Genomic DNA, 22,130 nt, shown 5'->3' with positions numbered 1-22,130 from the left:
CATTTTCATAACGCGATTCTGACAGCAGGCTGGCCAAGGCCGCTCTGACTTGCTTAGCCGATTACATGAGGTAACCCGATGAAAACGAAATTAAGTCTGCCAAAAGTAGGGATCCGTCCGGCGATTGATGGCCGCCGCATGGGGGTGCGTGAATCACTGGAAGAGCAGACCATGAGCATGGCGCGCGCTACCGCAGCGCTGATCAGTGAAACGCTGCGCCACCCTAGCGGTGAGCCGGTTGAGTGTGTGATTGCCGATACCTGTATTGCTGGGCTGGCCGAATCCGCGGCCTGTGAAGATAAATTCAGTCGCCATAATGTGGGCCTGACCATTACCGTGACGCCGTGCTGGTGCTACGGCAGCGAAACTATCGATATGGATCCGCAGCGCCCGAAAGCCATTTGGGGCTTTAATGGCACTGAACGTCCTGGGGCTGTCTATCTGGCCGCAGCGCTGGCAGCGCACAGCCAAAAAGGGATCCCAGCCTTCTCGATTTATGGCGAAGATGTGCAGGATGCTGGCGATAACAGCATTCCGCAGGATGTGCAGGACAAATTGCTGCGCTTTACGCGCGCCGGTTTAGCGGTGGCCGCCATCAAGGGTAAGAGCTATCTGTCGCTGGGCGGCGTTTCGATGGGGATCGCCGGTTCAATTGTCGATCATGATTTCTTTGAGTCTTGGTTGGGGATGAAGGTGCAGGCGGTGGACATGACCGAGCTGCGTCGCCGTATTGATCAGGGCATTTATGACGAAGAAGAGTTAGCGTTGGCGCTGTCATGGGCGGATCGGCATTTCCGCTATGGGCCGGATCTGAATAGCGAACAATATCGCCGTTCGCCGGAAGATAACTACCAGGTGCTGCGTGAAAGTCTGCTGATGGCGATCTGTATCCGCGACATGATGCAGGGCAATCCAAAGTTAGCTGAAAAAGGATGGGGTGAAGAGGCGCTGGGGTATAACGCGGTGGCCGCCGGTTTCCAAGGTCAGCGTCACTGGACCGATCAATACCCGAATGGCGATACCGCCGAAGCGTTGCTGAACAGCGCGTTTGACTGGAATGGGGTGCGTCAACCGCTGGTGGTGGCGACCGAAAACGATAGCTTAAATGGTGTGGCGATGCTGTTTGGCCATCAGCTGACCGGTACGGCGCAAGTGTTTGCTGATGTTCGGACGTATTGGTCACCGGAGGCGGTACAGCGTGTAACTGGTCAACCGCTGACCGGTCTGGCGGAAAACGGCATTATCCACCTAATTAACTCCGGCTCGGCAGCGCTGGATGGAACCTGTCGTCAGCTAGATGCGGAAGGGCGTCCAACTATCAAGCCGCATTGGGAGATTAGCCAAGAAGAAGCAGATGCCTGCTTGGCGGCGACCGAATGGTGTCCGGCGATCCACGAATATTTCCGTGGCGGCGGTTTCTCATCTCGCTTCCTGACCCGCGGTGGCGTGCCGTTTACCATGAGTCGCGTCAACTTAATCAAAGGGGTTGGGCCGGTTCTGCAAATTGCTGAAGGTTGGAGCGTCGAGCTGCCGGATGAGATGCATGACATTCTGGACAACCGCACCAATGCCACTTGGCCGACCACCTGGTTTGTACCGCGCCTGACTGGGCAAGGGCCATTCCGCGATGTCTATTCGGTGATGGCAAACTGGGGCGCTAACCACGGTGTGCTGACAGCCGGACACGTGGGCGCTGATTTGATCACGTTGGCCTCTATGCTGCGCATTCCGGTTTGCATGCATAACGTGGCTGACGAAGCGATTTATCGTCCGTCCTCGTGGGCGGCGCATGGCATGGATAGCGAAGGCCAAGATTATCGCGCCTGCAGTAACTACGGTCCGCTGTACAAATAAGGGCTTTCCTTTGCGCTTACGTTGAAATTACCTCAGTGGGCGGCTATGCCGCCCACATTTGCCAAGGAGCCTGTATGACTCATGATGTGGTTTTGGTTCTGGATTGCGGCGCGACCAATGTCCGAGCCATTGCGGTTGATTCACGCGGTAATCGGCTGGCGCAGGCAGCGGTCGCCAATGCCAGTGCACCGGGAGCGGAAAATCCCGATTGGCATGTGTGGTCTTTGGATGCCATTTTGCAGCGTTTTACGGATTGTTGTCGGCAAATCATGCCGCAATTACAAGGGGCGCGAATTCATGCGCTGACGGTGACCACGTTTGGTGTCGATGGCGCATTGGTGGATGCCAAAGGGCAGATGTTGTATCCGGTGATCAGCTGGAAATGTCCGCGCACGGTGACCGAGATGGAGCTGGTAGCACGCTATATTGACGCGACGCAGCTACAAACCCTGTCAGGGATTGGGCAGTTCAGTTTCAATACGCTGTACAAACTGCTGTGGTTTAAGCATCACCGCCCTGATGTCCTCGAACAAGCGCATGCGTGGCTGTTTATCTCTTCCCTCATTAATCAGCGTTTGACCGGTGAATTTACCACCGATCGCACTATGGCGGGCACCAGCCAGTTATTGGATGTTCGCAGCGAACGTTTCAGTGACGAAATTTTACAGCGTACTGGCCTGCGCAGTGATTTATTCCCCCGTATGGTTTCCGCCGGTGAGGTGGTTGGGGCATTGCTCCCGCAGATGGCTGAGCAATTGGGCATACCGGCGGGGATCCCGGTGATTTCAGCCGGTCACGATACTCAGTTTGCGCTGTTTGGCTCCGGCGCTGGCTTAGATCAACCGGTCTTATCCTCCGGCACCTGGGAAATTTTGATGGTGCGCACGCCGAACGTGAACACGGCGCTGTTACCGGCACATGCTGGCTCAACGTGCGAGCTAGATAGTTGTACGGGGCTGTTTAATCCGGGTCTGCAGTGGTTGGCCTCCGGTGTTTTGGAGTGGGTGCGGGAGTTGTATTGGCCGCAAGTCGCACGGTCAGACGCTTATCCACTAATGATGGCGGAGGCGGCGGCGGTAGCGCCTGGTTGTGACGGATTGGTGATGGACAGCGGCCTGTTGTCGGCCAAACGGCAAGCGGGTTGGCGCGGCGCGTCACTGAATACCCGTCGCGGGCATTTTTATCGGTCGGCGCTGGAAAGTTTGAGTGGGCAATTGAGCCATAACTTGAACGTGTTGCAAACCATTGGTGGGTTTACTGCCGAGAGTTTGCTGTTGGTGGGCGGCGGCAGCCGTAACAGCCTGTGGAATCAAATCAAGGCCGATATGCTCGGGTTGCCGGTGCGCGTGTTAGATAATGCCGAAACCACGGTGTCGGGAGCGGCGATGTTTGCTTGGAGCGGCGCGGGACATTTTAGCTCACCAGAGCGCGCGCGCGCAGAAGTGGCGCTGACCTATCATGAATACTTGCCGGGTGCGCAGCAGGCGCAGTACCACGCGTGGCGTGAACAGCTGGCGAGTCAAATCGAATGTGAGAGTGAATTATGCTGAAAAATATTTCGCCGTTAATTTCACCAGATTTACTGAAAGTGCTGGCGCAAATGGGGCACGGTGATGAGATTATTTTTGCCGATGCACACTTCCCCGCCCACAGCATGGGCCCACAAGTGTTACGTGCCGATGGCGTGAGTGTCAGTGATTTGCTGGCGGCCGTGATCCCACTGTTTGAGCTGGATAGCTATGCCCCACCGTTGGTGATGATGGCCGCTGTCGAAGGGGATAGCCTCGATCCGCAGGTGGAGTTGCGTTATTTGCAGGCGCTGGCCGGCGCCGATGCGCGGCAGCCGTTACCGCCGGTGCAGCGCATTGATCGTTTTGCCTTCTATGAGCGAGCACAGCGGGCCTTTGCGATCGTAGTCACAGGAGAGTGTGCCAAATACGGCAATATCCTGTTAAAGAAAGGCGTGACCCAGTAATCTTGCCCTGCTGCCGCCTGCGAGGTGTGGGCGGCCTTGTGCAGGAGGCAGGATGAAAAGCGAACGCCATCAGGCTATTGTGCAGTTATTGGCACAGCATGAAACACTGTCTACCGAGGCGCTGGCGCAGATGCTGGCAGTCAGCAAGGAAACCATTCGTCGCGACTTGAATGTGTTGCAGAAAGAAGGGCGCATTGTGCGCCGTCATGGCCGCGCGGCCGCCATCGGATTGGGAAATCAAGACAGTGGTGATCCGTTTAGCTCCCGTCTAAAAAGTCATTTTTCCAGTAAAGCCGATATCGCCCGCCAAGCATTGTCATGGATTGAGCCGGGGATGGTGATTGCGTTAGATGCCAGCTCGACTTGCTACTATTTAGCGCGGCAGTTACCGGATATTGATATCACGGTATTTACCAATAGCGTGCGTATTTGCCAAGAGTTAGCGCGCTGTCAGCATATCCGGCTCATCAGCTCAGGTGGGGTGCTGGAACGCAAATATGCCTGTTATGTTAATCCGGCCATTCTCTCCCAATTACGTCATCTGGAGATCGATCTGTTCATTTTTTCCTGTGAAGGGATTGATGCGCAAGGCGAGCTGTGGGAGTCCAATGCCTACAACGCCGATTTTAAATCTTTGCTGCTTAAGCGCGCATCACAATCATTGTTGTTGAGTGATAAAAGCAAATTTAATCGTGCGGGGGAAATTCGGATTGGTTCGCTGGCAGACGTCACGCAAGTCATAAGTGACACTTAGTGTGTAATTTTATGTTTACGCTTTGCTGCCATTAGTCAAGCACTATTGTGTGTGGTATTGATTGTTCTGTATGCTCAAGTTCAAAAAAATGAGAAATATATTTCGCCTAAAAAATAAACGATGAGTTCTATTTATAGCGCTTTATTGTAATACATTATGTGTTATCAAAACATCGTATGAAATAAAATGACGGAATATTGTCAGCATTACGTTCCACATCAAATGTATGCTTATTCACCTCGTTTTACATCGAATTTTCGTTATGGTATACCTTCCCTAGCATCTGCGGGATGTTATTTAAAATGCCCTTATATAAAACGAAGATAATTATAAATGTTAAACAACGTTCTCTTTAAATATAAATATAGAGAAATGGAGTTCGGAGTCATCGCGCAACCAATAATTGAAAATAGGACTAAGAAAGTCAGTTCTTTTGAATTACTTTCACGAAGTATCGCCATTGATTGCGTGGACAGCTTCTTCGGAACCCTTTCGGCCTCTGATGTGACAAAAGTTAGCTGCATTCAAATGAACCAGATTGCTGATCTTTTATCGGTCAGTAATAAAGGTGATAACCTGCGTGTACATGTGAATATTCATTACAAAACGCTATTTAATGCCGATTTTATAAAGTTGGCTAAAAAAATAAAATGGGTTAAATTTGCCTTTGAGATTAATGGTTTTGAATGTGATGCAGAACAGCTAATTAAATTAAAAAACGCCTTTAAAATAATTCAATCTTTTGGTCATGAAATATGGTTGGATGATCACGGCGTCAATAATGCGACAGTCAGCTTGTTACTGGACTTACCTTGGGATGGGGTCAAGATCGATAAAGAGATTGTCTGGCGCAGTTCGCAAGAGCAACTCTGCGCCTTAGTGCATTGCTGCAAATGTTATGCAGGCAAAGTGACGCTAGAAGGGGTGGAGGATGAGTATCTGCAAGACTTGTCGGTGTATGCAGGATCAGATTTTAGCCAAGGCTTTAATTGGCGCTTGTTAAATAAGGGCTTTTTTATGCAAGAAAGCCCTCTGCTGCTCGAAGCGTGATGTCATGACTGTGCCACAAGCTCGACTCCGAGTGGATGTGTTGCTTGTGGCTACCATGCGGATTGTTACGGCGAATAGTCACGGCGGATTGCCACAGCTAGTGATCAATCCGCCGAGCAATGTTGCACGGTTTACGCGTAAGCCGTGCTTGCAACGGCAATGGATGGCTGCAAGTCGGCACTTTTAAGTTTAAATGTGCAGCCTTGCGCGATCAGTTCGGCGCGATTTTTCAAGATGATTGGCGCGTGTGCCGGTTGCTGATGATGCTCACCATCAAAGCTGACTTGCATCCGCTCCAGCGCGTAATGCATCAGCGGCATACGCTGGGTTAACAACAAATGTCCGTCGTCCATCGCGTAATCGGCGGCAATAATGGCTTGTTGTCCGGCGCTCAGATGTGGATTGGGGATAATCTCGGCCGTAACCAAGGTGTTCCATTCGACATCGTGCTCGCGGCCATGCTCGGAGGCATCCAGCAAATCCGGTTCACCGCGAAAGCGGCTCATCACAAAATCCAAATACTCGCCTTTTTTCTCGCAATACGCGCGCACATGCCAGCGGATCCCATCATAGACTAGAGTGTGCGGCACGATATTACGTCCGCTTTCCTCTTCCGAGCTGAGTGATACATAGTTCACATCCACCCGTAACTGACCACGTGCCGCTTGCACCAACCCGCGCACAATCACCGGATCGACATGGCGAGTGGGAACATCCAGCATCTCGATATGGCCGTAGCGCAAATCCAGCAGCGGGAGTGTCAGTAGCGCTTGTTGCTGCGATTGCACGGCGTGCTGTTTTTCGCGGTGCAGCAGCGTCAGGTATTCATCAACCTTTCCTTGGCTAAACAGCGGTTTAAATTCGGCGGTTGGGCGATAGCCTTTGAGGGAGTGGTCATACTCTAACCCTTGCGGAGCAAAATCATTTTTATAGCGGTTGATGTCCCGTGAGGCCTGTTGGCGACCAATATTAAAGGCGGTACACAAGTGGTTGGTAGTCAGGCGACCTTCCCACTGCAGGACAATCTCTAGCAGACGAAAGCGTAGCGTCTGATCCCAAGTTAGCTCCGTGCTCATGCGGTGTGCTCCAAAATGCGACATGTTGATGTAGCCAGTATCGGCATGACTACACAGGCTACATATACTGACAGGGTGAACAGGGCGCGTCAAAAATATGTGACGATGGGTTTTGTTAGTGGGCGTCAAATTGACCATACTGAATCGAGCGTCCTTAACACACCTTTGTATCTTCATCTGCTTAAGGAGTGAGCCTATGTATAGCCGACATGCACAACAACGGATGCAGCAGCGCGGCATTTCGAGTCAAGCCGTGGAGTGGTTGCTGGATTTTGGTCATGCTGATTATCATCGTGGACGGGAGATTCTCTTCTGGAGCCGCAAGAGCTTGGCGCGCCTCGCGCAACAGACCAGCATCAGTCACCAGCAGTGTCAGCGTTTACGCCGCCACTATCTGGTGCTGGATGATGGGGAGATAGTGACGGTCGGTCATCGCACGACCCATTTTAAGCGCGACCGCCACTAGTTACCCGCCCATGGCCTGCGGAGCTCGGCGTGCGCATTTCGCCGATGCCTTACGTGGATGGCTCTGGCGTGGATGACTTTGGCGTAGATGATTCAGGCAGATAGCGTGATGCAAAGCGGACCTTGCGCCGGACAATCAATCGTAATCTGCTGCCAATCGCGGATGATCGCGCGGACATCTGGATGTTGTTTTTGCTGTCCGCCGACTTGAATCACCTGACAACCGGCTTGCAAAGCGCTGGTGATCCCTGCATGGGCATCTTCAAAGACTAAGCAGCGTGCCGGTGCTAGGCCGAGGCGCGCTGCGGCCAGTAAATAGGGCTGCGGATCGGGTTTGCCATGAGCCACATCTTCTGCGCCAATCAGCAAGGCGGGTAAAGGTAAGTCGGCGCTTTGCAATCGCTGACGCGCCAACGGATGGCTGGCGGATGTTACTAGCGCCCAGCGCGAGGGAGGGAGGCGTTGCAGCCATTCACGACAACCGGCGATGGCGTGCACGTCGGTGGTTAGGCTCAGCTCCAGTGCATCCAGGCGCGCCGCTTCGGCGGCAATGTCCAAATGAGGGGCAATCGCTTGGATCACCTCTTGCGCGCGCTGGCCATGGCATATCGCCAGCACCGGCTCTGGTGCTAAAGCGTGCCATTGACACCATTGTCGCCAGACCTTTTCTACCTCTGTGGTGGATTGTACCAGCGTGCCATCCATATCTAGCAGTAATGCCTCGGCCTGCAGTTGTAAGTGCTTCATGCGATCACCTGTACGGGCTCCGGATGGCCATTTTTGCTGCGTGCGAGACGGGTGGTCAGGACTTGCAGCTGCGCGTGCTGGTCATAACAGTCTAACGCCTGCCGGCTGTCTGTGGCGCGAATGGTGACCGGTCCGACAATAAAGCCTTGGCGTAACAAACTGACCAGCAGTTCACCGGTTTCTGGTGCCTCGAGGGGTTGGGCGATCACCAGAGGCTCTTTGATTAAAAACAAAAATGTTTGGCTACTTTGTGCTGGGCGCAGCAGTCGGGATTCGGGGGATGTCGGCATAGGAAAACCTCGTTAGATAACGAAATAATTCACTGAATGCAAAGTGATGCATCGTGATGAATACAGTGTTGTCCCGCGCGGATGAGACTATTAGAACAAGTCAGTTAGATAATTTATAATCAATAAATCGCCAATTTCGATAACTAAATGGAATGAAATTCGATCTTCGACAGCTACAGGCTTTTGTCACTGTGGCGCAAACTGCCAACTATCGCGCCGCCGCCGAGCGCTTATTTATCACCCAACCTGCGCTTACCAAGCAGATCCAGGTGTTAGAGCAGACTCTTGGCTGCACCTTATTTCATCGCGGTCGACATGGCGCAGAGTTGACGGCGGTGGGCCGTCAGCTGTTGGTGCAGGCTCAGGCGTTGATTGAGCAGGCGAGTGAGTTCGAGCGTCATGCGTTGGCGTTGGCCAAAGGACTGGCCGGTCAGTTACGCATTGGTTTTGGCTTGTCGAGTTTTGTGTTGGCGCCGTCATTGGTGGCGCGTTTTAAGCAGCAGGCACCGGATGTTATGGTGCATTTGCAGGATATGCCATCGGCGGTGCAGCAGGAAATGCTGCTCTCTGGTCAGTTGCAACTGGGCTTTATGCGCCGACCACGGGGCACCACCTTGAGCGAGCATCGTTTGCTCAGTGATCGTCTGGTGCTGGCCGTGCCGACCAGTGTGGTGGGGGCGGATCCGGCTGCGTTTGATGTGCCGGCGGCGCTGGCCAGTCAGCCATTGCTGCAGATGGTAGGGCGGCGTTGTCCGGGCTTGAGTCAGCAAATTGCTAATTTCTTGGGCGCTAACCGTTTAACAGGGGTGATTCAAGAAGCCGAAGATATCCAAACGCTGGTGGCTTTGGTGGCGGCGGGGATTGGTAGCGCGATTTTACCGCATAGCGTCAGTTTTATAGCCGGGCCAGCAGTCACCTTGTTTCCGTTGACTGGGCCGCATTCTCGCTGGGAAATCAGTTTGGTGTGGAATCCGGCGTTGGCCGATCCGCTGCGTGACCGGTTTGTCGCGCTTGCTACTTCGCACTATCCGCAGCCGGTGCATGCCGTGTGTGAGTCGGCGCCACAATAACAGCGAGGTATAACGCGGTGGTTGATGTGGCTGATTCGGTGGATAAGTGAGCTATCGAGCCATTATTGTATTATTTCAAATATTGGTGCTTATTACTTCATCAGAATAATTTACGCCAAAACTCCTTATCGTCATTTATATGGCGTCAATCTTCGCATTCTCCGTCAGTAAATAGTCGTTTCATATTGAGAGTGAATATTCCATTGCTATTTGCTTGCCATTTATTTGACTGTTTCCTTGGCTATTCATCTTACTATTTCCGTAAATTGAACTGTCATTAACAAGTGCTATTTTTAAGTGTCGAGATATTTATTTAGCAAATAGTGTGAATCTACGAGCATAAGAAATCTGTTTGTTGTATTGGCGCTATTTTTTATGACATTATCATGCCCGCTTATTGAAGCACGCTTATCTTGAGTGCTGTTTCAAATCGGGTTATTCATGTGATAAATAAATTATCTCGGTAAGGGATTGGTGATTAGTCATATAAAATATCTGTGGCCGTGCAAACAATAGCAAATAATCATATGTATGATGTCAGCGAGGCTAGATATCCCATCGGCTATAGAGTGTTGGGTTTGTGTATATCGACAGTTTATTTAGGTTGATGTGCGGTTATACCGCGTGGCCATGAATTGCATGATTAAATACATGATGAAACCACGGCAATAACTAACGCTCTAGCGTACTGACTTTCTGACTTATAGGGTTAATCACCGCTCAAGGCGGTAATGTGATTATTCGTTTAGACAGCCTTATATCATACCTATTTAAATGGCATGCCGCGGCTGTCTACTCGTTTACGTTTAAGCTGAATTTGGGCTAATGCCACACGTTAGGTTGAGAATGAAACAATACGGTTATATCGCTTCGGCAGTCTGTCTGCTTATTTTATCTGGCTGCAGCGCCTCGACGAAAAACAGTGTGGCTGAAAGCATTGCTGAGAGTCAGGTACAAAAAATTAATCAAAGCCTGCCAGCAAAAGCGGCCGGTTATACGTTGGTCTTTGCACAGCAGCAGAGCGCGGAAATTAGTTTGACCTTGGTGGCGGATAATCAAAGTGCTGCGCGTATGAGCCCGAGCGCCGTGCTGGCTGGTTATCAACAAGGTTTATGTAGCGATCCGACGGTACGGACCTATTTGACCAAAGGGGTGAGCTACCGGCTGCAGGTGAATAATCTGCAAGGGAGCAGTCTGCAAGCCGCGCACCTCACGGCAGCACAATGCGCGAATCAGTCCTATGCCCGCGCGGTTAACCGCGCCGGTGAATGATTTTCTGAATATGACGGGTGGAACGAGCAGGGCGCGCCATGACAGCTCATCGACGGTTTAAGTTGCCCAGTGCGCCGTGGCGTGGGGCATGGCGTGCGCAGGGGCACCGTGTATCGCTGCGCGTGTGCTGTGGCTTTTTGCTGCTACCGGCCAGTTTGTTGACGGTAGGGGCGATCAGCTACTCGCTGTGGCAAGCGCTGACGTTCGATCCGGTTGCGGTCAGCGTAAGTTCGCCAAGGCACGATGCGGCTCTGTCTGCGAATACGGCATTCGCGACAGGCAGCGCTGATGCCGAGTCGCCAAATTGGCAGCGGGTAGCCCAGCAACATTGGTTTGGACGTCCCGCTCCGGTAACGGCTGTAGCACCACCGCCGCCAGCCGTCTTAAAAGAAACGCCGTTAAAACTGGTGCTGCGCGGTATCTCTGCGGGACGTTTTCCTTCGGCGGTGATCGATGCGGCGGGTAATACCCAGACGTACGAAAAAGGCGATGAACTGCGCCGACATAACGCCACCGTGGTGGATATTCAGCCGGATTTTGTGGTGCTGTCGATTAATGGTCGCTTGGAGCGTTTGAGCTTTCCGGCCGAAGCCGAGCAAGCCGGTTTGCTGACCGTGACGCGCACGGCTGCGCCCGCCCAAATCGAACTGTCGTCAATGGCGAAGGTGCGGCAAACCTTGGCTGCCGATCCGCAAAAGTTATTCAGTTTTCTTCGTTTTAATCCCGTGAACAAGGATGGGCACAGGTATGGATGGGGGGGCGAGCCTGGGGCTGACCGCACCCTGTTTGATGCTGCCGGACTGCAGCTGGGGGACATCGTGGTGGCGCTCAATGGTCAGTCATTGACTGAGCATGCCAAAGCGATGGAGCTCTTGATGACGCTACCGGCGATGACCGAATTGGTGATGACGGTTGAGCGGCAAGAGGCGCGCCACGAGTTGCGCATTCCCCTGCGTTAATAAACCGGCACTCAGTAAGACAGTGCTTGAACCACTACTTCAGTGATCCTGTACCAAACGGTATTCCATCCGGGAGAGATTTCCATCGTGTTGTGGCCTAACAGTTTTGTATCCCCTCGTGCTGCACGCACTTTTTGGCGTCGTCCGGCGGCCTTGATGTTGTGTTTGGCTTTAGTCGGCACAACGCTGAGCCCGCAGGTGGTATTGGCCGAAGAGTTCAGCGCCAATTTCAAAGACACCGATCTCAAAACCTTTATCGAGACCAGTGGCCGCAACCTGAATAAAACCATCATCATGGGCGCGGATGTCAAAGGCAAAGTCAGTATCCGCACCGTGACGCCGCTTAATGAGCGGCAGTATTACCAGCTGTTTTTGAATGTGCTGGAGTCGCAAGGCTACGCGGTGGTGACGCTGGATAATGGCGTGCTGAAAGTGGTGAAGTCGAATGTGGCGAAAACCGAGCCGCTGCCGGTATTGGGTGAACAGGGCGATGATTATCAGGGTGATGAGTTGATCACGCGTGTGGTGCCGGTGCGCAATGTGTCGGTACGCGAGCTGGCACCGATTTTGCGCCAGATGATTGATAACGCGGGCTCCGGCAACGTGGTCAATTACGATCCGTCGAACGTGATTATGCTGACTGGCCGCGCGGCGGTGGTGGAGCGTTTGACCGAGGTGATCCAACGGGTGGATCGAGCCGGGAATAAATCCGAAGAGGTGATCCCGCTGGAGCATGCTTCCTCCTCCGAAATCGCGCGCGTACTGGAAAATCTGACCAAAAATAGCAAAGACAGCCAACCGGCGAGCATGAAATCGCAAGTGGTGGCCGATGAGCGCACCAATAGTTTGGTGATCAGCGGCGATCCGGCAATCCGCGACAAAATGAAGCGCCTGATTCGCCAACTCGACTCTGAAATGGAGCGCAGTGGCAACAGTCAGGTGTTCTACCTCAAGTACAGTAAAGCCGAAGATCTGGTTGAAGTGCTCAATCAGGTCAGCGGTTCGTTGAAAGCGGCGCAAGGGGAAGGCCAAGCGGGCGTGCGTAGCCGTCAGGATGTGGTGTCGATCGCGGCCAGCAAAACCAGCAATGCGCTGATTGTCACCGCGCCGCAAGACATTATGCGCTCGCTGGAAAGCGTGATCACCCAGCTGGATGTACGCCGCGCGCAGGTGCATGTGGAAGCGCTGATCGTGGAAGTGGCCGAAGGCAATAACATCAACTTTGGCGTGCAATGGGCGTCCAAAGATGCGGGATTGATGCAGTTCTCCAATGGCACCCAGATCCCTATCGGATCTTTGGTCGGCGCGCTGTCGAAAGCCCAGCCGCAAAAAGGCTCCACCATCATCAGTGAAAATGGCGCGACCACCATTAACCCCGATAAAGAGGGGGATCTGTCGGCGTTAACCCAGCTGCTGGCCGGTTACAGCGGCACGGCGGTGGGCGTAGTGAAAGGCGATTGGATGGCGCTGGTACAGGCAGTGAAGGCCGATTCGTCATCCAACGTGCTTTCCACGCCAAGTATTACCACCTTGGATAACCAAGAAGCGTTCTTCATGGTCGGGCAAGATGTGCCGGTGTTAACCGGCTCTACCACCGGCTCGGACAATAAAAATCCGTACAACACCGTCGAGCGTAAGAAAGTCGGCATCATGCTTAAAGTTACGCCGCAGATTAACGAAGGTAATGCGGTGCAGTTGGTGATTGAGCAGGAAGTTTCCAAAGTGGAGGGCCAGACCAATCTGGATGTGGTGTTCGGCGAGCGTAAGCTGAAAACCACAGTGTTGGCCGATGATGGTGAGCTGATTGTGCTGGGCGGTTTGATTGATGATCAGGCCGGCGAAAGTGTCGCGAAAGTGCCTTTACTGGGCGATATTCCGCTGCTGGGCCATCTGTTTAAATCCACCGCCAATAAAAAAGAAAAACGCAATCTGATGGTGTTTATCCGACCCACCATCTTACGTAACGGGCTGGCGGCGGACGGCATTTCCCAGCGCAAATACAACTATATCCGCGCCGAGCAAATCTACCGTGATGAGCAAGGTTTGAGCCTGATGCCACAAACCGCGCAGCCGATTTTGCCGGCCTATGGCCAGCAACCGGTGGCGGTGGAAGTACAAGCCTTCTTACAGCTCGGGAAAGCTCCGCATGGCTAATCGGTTAACGGCTGAGCGGGTGACTGAACAGGGCGCTGAACTGGACTCGGAGCAACGCACAGCTCTGGGGGCGAACTCTGCGACCGAGCGTGCGCCGCGCTTACCCTATAGCTACGCTCGCCGCTGGCAATTACTGGCAGTGCCTAATGCAGAAAATACGCATGGCTTAACGCTGTATCACGTGCATCCCTTGTCGCGCGCGGTGTTGCTCGAGCTTCGCCGTGGCTTGGATACGCCTTTTGCTTTGCAGCACGTGGATGAGGCGCAGTTGGAGCTGTTGCTGGAGCAAACTTACCAGCGCGACTCATCTGAGCGCCGTCAGTTGATGGAAGACATTGGCGCGGACGATGATTTTTTCAGTCTGGCCGAAGAGATGCCGGAAACGGAAGATCTGCTGGAAAGCGCCGACGATGCACCGATGATCAAGCTCATCAACGCCATGCTGACCGAAGCTATCAAAGAGGGCGCGTCGGATATTCATATCGAGACATTCGAGAAAAGCCTGATCATCCGTTTTCGGGTTGATGGCGCGCTGCATGAAGTGCTGCGCCCGGGGCGGCGCTTGGCTTCGCTGCTGGTTTCGCGCATCAAGGTGATGGCCAAGCTGGATATCGCTGAAAAGCGGGTGCCGCAAGATGGCCGGATTGCATTGCTGCTCGGTGGCCGCGCGGTGGATGTGCGAGTCTCTACGCTGCCTTCCACCTGGGGTGAGCGCATCGTCTTGCGTTTGCTCGATAAAAATCAGTCTCGCCTGACACTGGCGCACCTTGGCATGCAGCCGGCGATGGCGGATGAACTGCGCACGTTGCTGCATCGTCCGCATGGTATTTTTCTGGTTACCGGCCCTACCGGTTCGGGGAAAAGTACCACCTTGTATGCAGGCTTACAGGAGCTGAACGATCAGGCGCGCAATATTCTGACGGTGGAAGATCCGGTGGAATATGTCATTGAAGGTATTGGTCAGACCCAAGTGAACAGTCGGGTCGGCATGACCTTCGCTCGCGGCCTGCGCGCGATTTTGCGCCAAGACCCCGATGTGGTGATGGTGGGCGAGATCCGCGATACCGAAACGGCGGAGATCGCTATCCAAGCCTCACTGACCGGCCACTTAGTGCTGTCGACTCTGCACACCAATACCGCCGTGGGTGCGATCACCCGTTTGCAAGATATGGGCATCGAGCCGTTTTTGCTCTCCTCCAGTTTGCTCGGCGTAATGGCGCAGCGTCTGGTGCGCACCTTGTGTCCGGCTTGCCGGCGCGCCGCGCCAGCCAATAGCGAAGAGCGCCGTTTGCTCGGCATCCGCCCGGATGACTCTAGTCCTATCACGCTCTTTCACCCCGAAGGCTGCCCAGAATGCAATTTCAAAGGCTTTCGCGGCCGTACTGGCATCCATGAATTGATGGTGGTGGATGAGGCGCTGCGCATTTTGATCCATCAGCGCGCCGGTGAGCCGCAGATGGAAAGTCATCTACGCGCCCTGCGCCCCGGAATTCGGGGTAACGGCTTACAAAAAGTGCTGGCGGGTGACACCTCGCTCGATGAGGTGTTGCGCGTGACACAGGAAGGATAAGCGCGATGGCGTTATTTCGTTATCAGGCTTTAACTGCTGCGGGGCGCACTCGTAAAGGGATGACCGAGGCTGACTCTCCCCGTCATGCGCGGCAATTATTGCGTGCGCAAGATTTGCTGCCGGTGGAAGTGTGGGCGGTAGACACGCCAGCTGCTGCGCCGCGCTCGACTACGGTAGGACATGCGGCGGGCAGTGTAAACACGGGGAAGCGCGCAGCTTCCGCACGGCGCTGGTTGCAGCGGCGGGTCAGTTCGGCGGATTTGGCGCTGTTGACTCGTCAATTGGCCACCTTGGTGCAAGCGGCGATGCCGCTGGAAGAGTGCTTACAGGCGGTGAGCGAACAGTGTGAAAAGCTGCATATTAAAACACTGGTGCTCAGTTTACGTGCCCGCATCCAAGAGGGGTTTACGCTGTCAGACAGCCTGCGTGAACATCCACAGGTGTTTGATTCCCTGTTTTGCTCGATGGTGGCGGCAGGGGAAAAGTCTAGCCACTTAGAGCGCGTGTTGCTGCGTTTGGCCGATTACACCGAACAAAAACAGCGCATGAAAAGCCGCTTGCTGCAGGCAATGCTCTATCCACTGATGCTGACCTTAGTCGCCATCGGCGTGATTGGCATTTTGCTCTCATCGGTGGTGCCTAAAGTGGTGGCGCAGTTTGAGCATTTAGGGCAGGCGCTCCCAGCTTCCACTCGCTTATTGATGAGCTTAAGCGATGGCGTACTGGTGGCGGGGTTACCGCTTTTGATCTCACTGCTGGCGTTAGCCGTGTTGATGCAGCGTTTACTGCAAAAGCCAGTGCTGCGCCTGCGTTGGGATCGCTTCATTTTACGTTTACCGGTGATTGGGCGCGTGAGTCGTGGCCTGAATACCGCGCGTTTTGCCCGCACCTTAAGCATTCTCACCGCAAGCCGCATTCCGGTGCTCGATGGCGTGCGTATTGCCGCCAGCGTGTGTGCCAATCGCCATATCGAACAGCAAATTCTTTCTGCTGCTGAGCGGATCCGCGAAGGCAGTAGTTTGCGCGCTGCGCTCGGCGAGCTGCGCTTATTCCCGCCAATGATGCTGTACATGATCGCTTCAGGCGAGCGCTGCGGCGAGCTAGAGCCGATGTTAGCGCAGGCTGCGGATAACCAAGATCGCGAATTTGATACCCAAGTCGGGATTGCGCTGGGGGTGTTTGAGCCTTTGCTGATTGTTCTGATGGCGGGCGTGGTGCTTTTTATTGTCATCGCCATTTTGCAGCCGATGTTGCAGCTCAACAACATGGTTGGGATGTAAGTGTGGTTGGCGCGTAAGTGGCCAAAATCTAACTCACGGAGATAACGCATGTATTCAAAGTCTGTCAAACGCGCGCCGCAAGCGGGTTTTACTTTGCTGGAAGTGATGGTGGTAATTGTGATTTTGGGCGTACTGGCCAGTTTGGTGGTGCCCAATTTGCTCGGTAATAAAGAGCGCGCCGATCAGCAAAAAGTGGTCAGTGATTTAACCGCGCTGGAAAACAGCTTGGATATGTACAAGCTGGATAACGGCCAATATCCGAGCACCCAGCAAGGGTTGCAAGCGTTGGTCAGCAAGCCGGATGGTGAGCCGCAGCCGCGTCGCTACCGTGAAAATGGCTATATCAAACGTCTACCAACCGATCCGTGGGGCAACGAATATCAGTACTTAAGCCCGGGCGAGCACGGTCAGATGGATATCTATTCACTGGGCGCTGATGGCGTCGAGGGTGGTGAAGGTAATGGCGTGGATATCGGCAATTGGAACATGCAGGAGCTGCATAAGTAAGTGGTGACGCGCGGCTTTACTCTGCTCGAGATGATGTTGGTGATAGTGCTGCTCGGCACTGTCACCAGCATGATTGTGCCAACGCTTTCAAGTGGCGCCAAGCCCGTCGCGCATGGTGCTGCGGCCACCTTTTGGTCGCAGTGGATGCGCTTGCGTGATGAAGCCTTGGTCAGTGGCGAGATGGTGGGCGTGCGAGTGGAGCCTGATGGTTATCAGCTGATGGTGCGCCGGCAAGGTCAGTGGCAGCCGGAGTCGCGTGCTCGCCAGAGTGCACAGGTCACTTTGCCGCCACAGGTGCGCAGTCAATTAGAGCTGGCAGCGCTGCCTTCTGCCCGCGCCGGTGATTTGGATTTGCAGCAGCAACGTTTGAGCCTGCATGACATTGAGCTGGAGATGCAAAGCCACAGCGCTGAGCGCCCGCCGCAGCTGGTGTTTGCCGAGCATCAACTGGAGCGGCCATTTAGTTTGCGTTTTGTGCAAAGCTATCCATCAGCCTGTTGGCAAGTCAGTGCTAGTGCCGGGCAGTCGCCGCAGTTGATCGAATGTACGGTGGGGGGATAAGTCATGGCGAATATGCGTCAGGTTAATCCGACACCTTTTAATCCGACTCCTTTAGGTCACCGCATTTATGGTCGAAGCATTCATATGCAAGGTCCGCAGACCGGATTTACCCTGCTCGAAGTGATGATCGCCTTGGCCATTTTTGCCATGGCGTCGCTAACGGTGATGCAGGTGTCGGGCACTACGTTGTCGCACCAAGCGCGCTTAAAAGAGCGCATGCTGGGTGACTGGCTGGCCGACAATCAAAGTGCCTTGCTCTATTTGCAAGCCGGAAGCCGCGAGAGTGCGTTGGCCTATCAAACCCAGCAAGGGGAAACCGTGGTGGACGGCCAGCCTTGGTATTGGCGTACCCGCGCGGTAGAGGGTGATAATCGAACGCTGCAAGCGATGGATATTGAGATCAGCCGCAAAGCCGATTTTAGTGCGTTGCTGGTCACGCGCCGTATTTGGTTGCCAGCACCACTGACGGAGCTGCGTTAATGAGGGCGACTCGGGTGACAGTCTCTTCTCATCGCAGGACGGGTATGTCTACGCGAATTCCCGCCGCAGGCTTTACCCTGCTGGAGATGCTGGTGGCGATTGCGGTTTTTGCCATGCTGAGCGTGATGAGTCAGCAGGTGGTGAGCGGTGTGATGCAAGCCGATAGCATTAGCGAGCAGCAGCATAGCGAGTTGCAGGCATTGCAGCAGATGATGCAGTACCTGACTCATGATTTAACCCAGATGATCCCCAAAACGGTGCGCAGTGGCCCTGCTGGGCGTGAAGCGGCGTTGCTGGTGGGCAATGGTGTCCTGGACTCGCAAGGTGTCGGGCTGCGTTTTACCCGAGGTGGGGTGGTCAATCCGCACATGATGCAGGCGCGCAGCCACTTTACCCAAGTTGGCTACCGAATCTCCGAGGGTAAGTTAGAGCGTTGGCTGTGGCCGCAAACCGATCTGGATAGCCGCGTGACGCCGCAAGTGCAGGTGTTAGCACCGGTGAATGCCCTGCGCGTACAGTTTTATGATAATGGCCGTTGGAGTGGACAGTGGAGCAGTCCACAAGCGATTCCGCAGGCTATCCGCATTACTTTCGATTTCCCGCAATTAGGCACCATTGAGCGCGTGTGGTTACTGCGCGGCGCGCTATTGCCCTCTGGCCGTGGAGGGCGGGCATGAAGCGAAAACTGGCTAATGTGCCGCGTCGACTGGCTCCGCCGCCTAAGCCACCTAAGCCACCTAAGCGTGGTATGGCGATGGTGATTGTGATGGTGTTGCTCGCCGTCATGACGCTGCTGGCCGCTAACATGAGTGGGCGGATACAGCAGCAAATCGGACTCGCCTTGCATCAGCAAGAATATCAAGGGTTGCCGTGGCTGACGACTGCGGCCGAAAGTCAGGCCTTGCGCCTGTTACGCGATAGCGTGGGGCTTGAGCCGACAGTGAATTTGTCACAAGCCTGGGCGCAAGAGGATTTGCACTTTGCGCTACCACAAGGGCGCGTGAGCCTTGCGCTGTCTGATTTACAGGCCTGCTTTAACCTTAATGCGCTGCATGAAGCGCAAATCTTGCTGGCCGGTCAAACGTCAGGCTCGTCATCTAATACCGGTGAGAGCGGCGGGGAAAATACCGAGCCCGAAAACGGCGAGCCGGGAAATTCAGTACCTGAAAATCCAGCGCCCGCACATCCAACGCGGGAAAGTGCAGCGCAAAACGGCACGCCGTTGGTTGTCCGCCAATTATTGGCACTGCTTAAAAGTCAGGATGTGCCGGAGTACCGCGCCGAGCTGTTGGCAGACAGTTTATGGGAATTTATTGACGCTGACTCCGTGGTGCAAACCGCCCAAGGGCGAGAAGACGGTGAATATCTAGCGCGCGATCTGCCTTTTTATCCGCCCAATAGTTTATTGACCGATGTAAGCGAAATACGTCCGGTGCAGGGGATGGATGCTGAGCTGTATCAGCGTGTCGCGCCAGTGCTGTGCACTATCCCCGAGAAGAATTTACGTATTAACGTCAACACCTTGGGTCAGGATAACGCGCCGCTGCTTGAAGCGGTGTTTACCCCTTATTTAAGCCGTATGCAGGCGGAACAAATCTTGCGGGAGCGTCCGCAGCAAGGTTGGGGAAGCGTTGCGGCCTTTTTACAAACACCGGCGCTGGCCGATGTCGATAGCGCCGTTAAGCAGCGGCTAAAAACCTTGCTGACGGTGAGCAGTGATTATTTTCGCCTGTCAGTGCGCATTGAGATGAACGGCGTGCGCCGTGACAGTGAAGCGGTGATTGGCCGTTCGGCCTCGGATCAACAAGGGTTTTATGTGCTGTGGCATCAGCAAGGAGATTTGGAGTGAGTGAGTTACTGAGTCTGTTGTTGCCGGTCAGCGCCGAGCAGCCGATCCGCTGGCAGTGCGTTGCTTTAGAATCGCCTTCTGGCGCGTTAGCGCAAACCCCCAATCAGCAAGGTCAGTTTGGCCATGCTGAACTCGAGAGTGTAGCCGCATTAGTCACGCCAAACACCACTGTTCAGCTGTTGATCCCCGGCGAGTGGGTCAGTATCTGGTCGGTGACATTGCCAAAAGGTGCGCAGCGCCAAGCCGATAAAGTGCTACCCGCCTTGCTGGAAGAAGAGCTGACACAAGATATCGAGCTTTTGCATTGTAGTTTGCTACAGCTGCAAGGCGATAAGGCCAGCGTGGCAGTGATTGAACATCGGCGCATGCAGCAGATTGTCGATTGGCTGGCGAAGGCAAACATCACCTCGGCACGCGTGTTACCCGATTGGGCTGCATTGCCGGAAAATAGCTTGCTGATCGCCGCCGATCGCGTGCTGTGTCATCAGCAGGGCTGGCACGGTTTTAGTACCGATATGGCGCTGGCGAGCGTATTGCTGCAGGCGGATAGCAACCATGATGAGATGGCGCGTGGTGAGTCACGTGCGCCAGAGTGGCAAGTCTTTAGCGCGCAGCCGTTAACTGACTATCCGGCTTTATTAACGGCGTTAACCGGTGATGAGTTAGCGCGTGATGCACATACGCTGACGGTTAAAGATATCAATACATTAGTGCTCACCACATCCAGTGCGGCTATCGCCAGTAACGCGACGTTGCTCACTGGCCGCTGGCGTTTACGTACGGATGTGCGGCGTCAGTGGCGGCGCTGGCGGCCGTTGGCGTTTACGGCGGCGCTGCTGTTGTCACTGTTGACCGTTGAGCGAGCGGTGGCGCTATGGAGTGTGGCGCAGCAAAGCGCGCAGGCGCGGCAGGCAGCTGAGCAGCAGTTCCGCCAGTTATTCCCTGAGCAAAAACGGATCGTCAATTTACGCGCTCAACTCAACGCTGCGCTGCGCGAAACGCAATCAGCGAGCAGTACGCAGGAGTTATTGGTGTTGCTACCGACCATTGCGCAGGCATTAGACAGCGCCGCGCTCGCTACGCCAGTGAGTGTACTTAACTTGCGCTTTGATCAGCCGCGCCAAGAGGTGCGTTTAAAGTTGCGAGCAGGGAGTTTTTCCGATTTTGATACGCTGCGCCGTCAGCTGGCAACGCACTTTTCGGTGGAGTTAAGCCCACTGGCGCAAGAGAGCAGCGTTAACCGCAGCAGTGGCGTAAGTGGTGGCGTAAGTGGCGAATTTATTTTACGCGGAGGAAAAGCCTAATGCGCGGTTATCTATCTAGCCTATCAGAGCGGCTGGCGGCACAGGGGTCAGGCTTTGATTCACTGCGTCATGCTTATACTCGAGTGGTCAGCATGGCAGTGCTGCGGATGGCCCCTTATTGGCATGCGCGCTCAGCGCGTGAAAAACGCCTCGTGCTCCTGGCCAGTGTTGCATTGCTGGTGGGCGGATATTACTGGGGCATTTGGCAACCGTTGCAGCAAGCGTTAGAGCACGAGCGCAGTCAATTGCAGCAGCAGCAAACCTTATTAACGCGCATGCAAGTGGTGCAGCCGCAGATACTGGCACACCGTAACGCGCAACCTAAGGCGGGGCCCGCTCGCCCACAAGGCTCACTTGCACAGGTGATCAGTGAAAGTGCGCAGCAGCACCAGATAGTGGTAACGCGAATAGTGAATAAAGACGATAGCATTCAACTGAGCATCAACCCGCTCAGTTTTAACAGTTTGCTGGCATGGCTTAATACGCTACATGATGAGTTTGGCATCCAAGTGCGTTTCTTGGATGTCAGTGCCGAAATGATGCCGGGGCAGGTGCGCGTATTGAATTTGGAGTTGGCATAATTTTAATCGACACTCAGATATCTAACTCAATAGTACCTAATTAGAGGTATGCAAAACAAAATTCGGTGAGAAATAAACCGTGATTTGTGCGATTAATTTCAGAGAGGCTAATCTGAATGCGTTCTATTTAGAGTGTTTAATCTATTTTGATTAGTGGATATTACGAATTAATGAAAACGTCATCTAAGCTTTATTGACAGCCCATTTACCCCTGTGCTCAAATGCCAATAAAATGAGAAGTCTATTTGCATGCTTAACGCACACTCTATTTTCTGACTGTTTTCTGAGTTTGCGGGTCAATATATTGTCGTTATTTGCGTTTTGGTTTGACG

General features: G+C 53.9%; 22 protein-coding genes. 19 read left to right on the top strand and 3 right to left on the bottom strand.

Going from position 1 to position 22,130, the window contains the following annotated elements; genetic code table 11:
- The first annotated feature begins 78 nt into the window (after positions 1-78).
- The 5 genes from fucI to LQ901_RS10075 all read left to right on the top strand — a co-directional run bounded on the left by fucI (position 79) and on the right by LQ901_RS10075 (position 5,633).
- The gene (fucI, locus tag LQ901_RS10095) at positions 79-1,854 is read left to right on the top strand and encodes an L-fucose isomerase (protein WP_152136082.1); all 1,776 of its coding nucleotides are present in this window, start codon (positions 79-81) and stop codon (positions 1,852-1,854) included.
- Between the two features lie 74 nt (positions 1,855-1,928).
- Positions 1,929-3,404 carry an L-fuculokinase gene (gene fucK, locus LQ901_RS10090; RefSeq protein ID WP_152136081.1) on the top strand — a complete coding sequence of 492 codons (1,476 nt, stop codon included), beginning with the start codon at positions 1,929-1,931 and terminating at the stop codon, positions 3,402-3,404.
- On the top strand, positions 3,398-3,829 hold the full coding sequence (gene fucU / locus LQ901_RS10085) for an L-fucose mutarotase (protein WP_010862285.1): 432 nt from the start codon (positions 3,398-3,400) through the stop codon (positions 3,827-3,829). The genes fucK and fucU overlap by 7 nt, the downstream gene beginning before the upstream one ends.
- Positions 3,830-3,881: 52 nt before the next feature.
- Positions 3,882-4,583 (top strand): L-fucose operon activator, encoded by a 702-nt coding sequence (gene fucR / locus LQ901_RS10080; protein WP_010862284.1) that lies wholly within the window; start codon positions 3,882-3,884, stop codon positions 4,581-4,583.
- Between the two features lie 333 nt (positions 4,584-4,916).
- Positions 4,917-5,633, top strand: a complete 717-nt coding sequence (locus LQ901_RS10075) for an EAL domain-containing protein (protein ID WP_010862283.1) — start codon at positions 4,917-4,919, stop codon at positions 5,631-5,633.
- Positions 5,634-5,764: 131 nt separating this feature from the next.
- On the opposite strand, the gene LQ901_RS10070 is transcribed toward LQ901_RS10075, so the two are convergent.
- On the bottom strand, positions 5,765-6,709 hold the full coding sequence (locus LQ901_RS10070; RefSeq protein WP_152136080.1) for a WYL domain-containing protein: 945 nt from the start codon (positions 6,707-6,709) through the stop codon (positions 5,765-5,767).
- 196 nt (positions 6,710-6,905) lie between these two features.
- Here LQ901_RS10070 and LQ901_RS10065 point away from each other — a divergent pair, with 196 nt between their 5' ends.
- On the top strand, positions 6,906-7,175 hold the full coding sequence (locus LQ901_RS10065) for a DUF4258 domain-containing protein (RefSeq protein ID WP_152128505.1): 270 nt from the start codon (positions 6,906-6,908) through the stop codon (positions 7,173-7,175).
- A 92-nt stretch (positions 7,176-7,267) separates the two neighbouring features.
- On the opposite strand, the gene LQ901_RS10060 is transcribed toward LQ901_RS10065, so the two are convergent.
- Entirely contained in the window at positions 7,268-7,921 is a 654-nt protein-coding gene (locus tag LQ901_RS10060) for an HAD-IA family hydrolase (protein ID WP_152136079.1), read from the bottom strand.
- Complete coding sequence (locus tag LQ901_RS10055) at positions 7,918-8,211, bottom strand: hypothetical protein (RefSeq protein ID WP_218572483.1); 294 nt, start codon at positions 8,209-8,211, stop codon at positions 7,918-7,920. Before LQ901_RS10055 ends, LQ901_RS10060 begins: the two co-directional genes overlap by 4 nt.
- Positions 8,212-8,363: 152 nt before the next feature.
- Here LQ901_RS10055 and LQ901_RS10050 point away from each other — a divergent pair, with 152 nt between their 5' ends.
- The 13 genes from LQ901_RS10050 to gspM all read left to right on the top strand — a co-directional run bounded on the left by LQ901_RS10050 (position 8,364) and on the right by gspM (position 21,798).
- Complete coding sequence (locus LQ901_RS10050) at positions 8,364-9,281, top strand: LysR family transcriptional regulator (RefSeq protein ID WP_152136078.1); 918 nt, start codon at positions 8,364-8,366, stop codon at positions 9,279-9,281.
- A gap of 846 nt (positions 9,282-10,127) precedes the next feature.
- Positions 10,128-10,553: a type II secretion system pilot lipoprotein GspS-beta gene (gene gspS2 / locus LQ901_RS10045; RefSeq protein ID WP_233672243.1), complete on the top strand. Its 426-nt coding sequence runs from the start codon at positions 10,128-10,130 to the stop codon at positions 10,551-10,553.
- 38 nt (positions 10,554-10,591) lie between these two features.
- The gene (gspC, locus tag LQ901_RS10040) at positions 10,592-11,512 is read left to right on the top strand and encodes a type II secretion system protein GspC (RefSeq protein WP_233672242.1); all 921 of its coding nucleotides are present in this window, start codon (positions 10,592-10,594) and stop codon (positions 11,510-11,512) included.
- A 156-nt stretch (positions 11,513-11,668) separates the two neighbouring features.
- The gene (gspD, locus tag LQ901_RS10035) at positions 11,669-13,666 is read left to right on the top strand and encodes a type II secretion system secretin GspD (protein WP_152136087.1); all 1,998 of its coding nucleotides are present in this window, start codon (positions 11,669-11,671) and stop codon (positions 13,664-13,666) included.
- Positions 13,659-15,236 carry a type II secretion system ATPase GspE gene (gspE, locus tag LQ901_RS10030; protein ID WP_233672241.1) on the top strand — a complete coding sequence of 526 codons (1,578 nt, stop codon included), beginning with the start codon at positions 13,659-13,661 and terminating at the stop codon, positions 15,234-15,236. Before gspD ends, gspE begins: the two co-directional genes overlap by 8 nt.
- A gap of 5 nt (positions 15,237-15,241) precedes the next feature.
- On the top strand, positions 15,242-16,516 hold the full coding sequence (gspF, locus tag LQ901_RS10025) for a type II secretion system inner membrane protein GspF (protein ID WP_233672240.1): 1,275 nt from the start codon (positions 15,242-15,244) through the stop codon (positions 16,514-16,516).
- Between the two features lie 48 nt (positions 16,517-16,564).
- Complete coding sequence (gene gspG / locus LQ901_RS10020) at positions 16,565-17,023, top strand: type II secretion system major pseudopilin GspG (RefSeq protein WP_233672239.1); 459 nt, start codon at positions 16,565-16,567, stop codon at positions 17,021-17,023.
- Positions 17,024-17,584 carry a type II secretion system minor pseudopilin GspH gene (gene gspH / locus LQ901_RS10015; protein WP_233672238.1) on the top strand — a complete coding sequence of 187 codons (561 nt, stop codon included), beginning with the start codon at positions 17,024-17,026 and terminating at the stop codon, positions 17,582-17,584.
- A gap of 3 nt (positions 17,585-17,587) precedes the next feature.
- Positions 17,588-18,064 carry a type II secretion system minor pseudopilin GspI gene (gene gspI / locus LQ901_RS10010; RefSeq protein WP_233672237.1) on the top strand — a complete coding sequence of 159 codons (477 nt, stop codon included), beginning with the start codon at positions 17,588-17,590 and terminating at the stop codon, positions 18,062-18,064.
- A 44-nt stretch (positions 18,065-18,108) separates the two neighbouring features.
- Entirely contained in the window at positions 18,109-18,741 is a 633-nt protein-coding gene (gspJ, locus tag LQ901_RS10005; protein ID WP_233672236.1) for a type II secretion system minor pseudopilin GspJ, read from the top strand.
- Positions 18,738-19,913 (top strand): type II secretion system minor pseudopilin GspK, encoded by a 1,176-nt coding sequence (gene gspK, locus LQ901_RS10000; protein ID WP_233672235.1) that lies wholly within the window; start codon positions 18,738-18,740, stop codon positions 19,911-19,913. Before gspJ ends, gspK begins: the two co-directional genes overlap by 4 nt.
- Positions 19,910-21,217: a type II secretion system protein GspL gene (gspL, locus tag LQ901_RS09995; protein ID WP_233672234.1), complete on the top strand. Its 1,308-nt coding sequence runs from the start codon at positions 19,910-19,912 to the stop codon at positions 21,215-21,217. Before gspK ends, gspL begins: the two co-directional genes overlap by 4 nt.
- On the top strand, positions 21,217-21,798 hold the full coding sequence (gene gspM, locus LQ901_RS09990) for a type II secretion system protein GspM (protein ID WP_233672233.1): 582 nt from the start codon (positions 21,217-21,219) through the stop codon (positions 21,796-21,798). Before gspL ends, gspM begins: the two co-directional genes overlap by 1 nt.
- Positions 21,799-22,130 lie beyond the last annotated feature (332 nt).

It is taken from the genome of Plesiomonas sp. PI-19 (genome assembly GCF_021368255.1).
Taxonomy (GTDB): domain Bacteria; phylum Pseudomonadota; class Gammaproteobacteria; order Enterobacterales; family CAMTGL01; genus Plesiomonas; species Plesiomonas shigelloides.
This window is presented reverse-complemented; position numbering and strand designations above follow the sequence as displayed.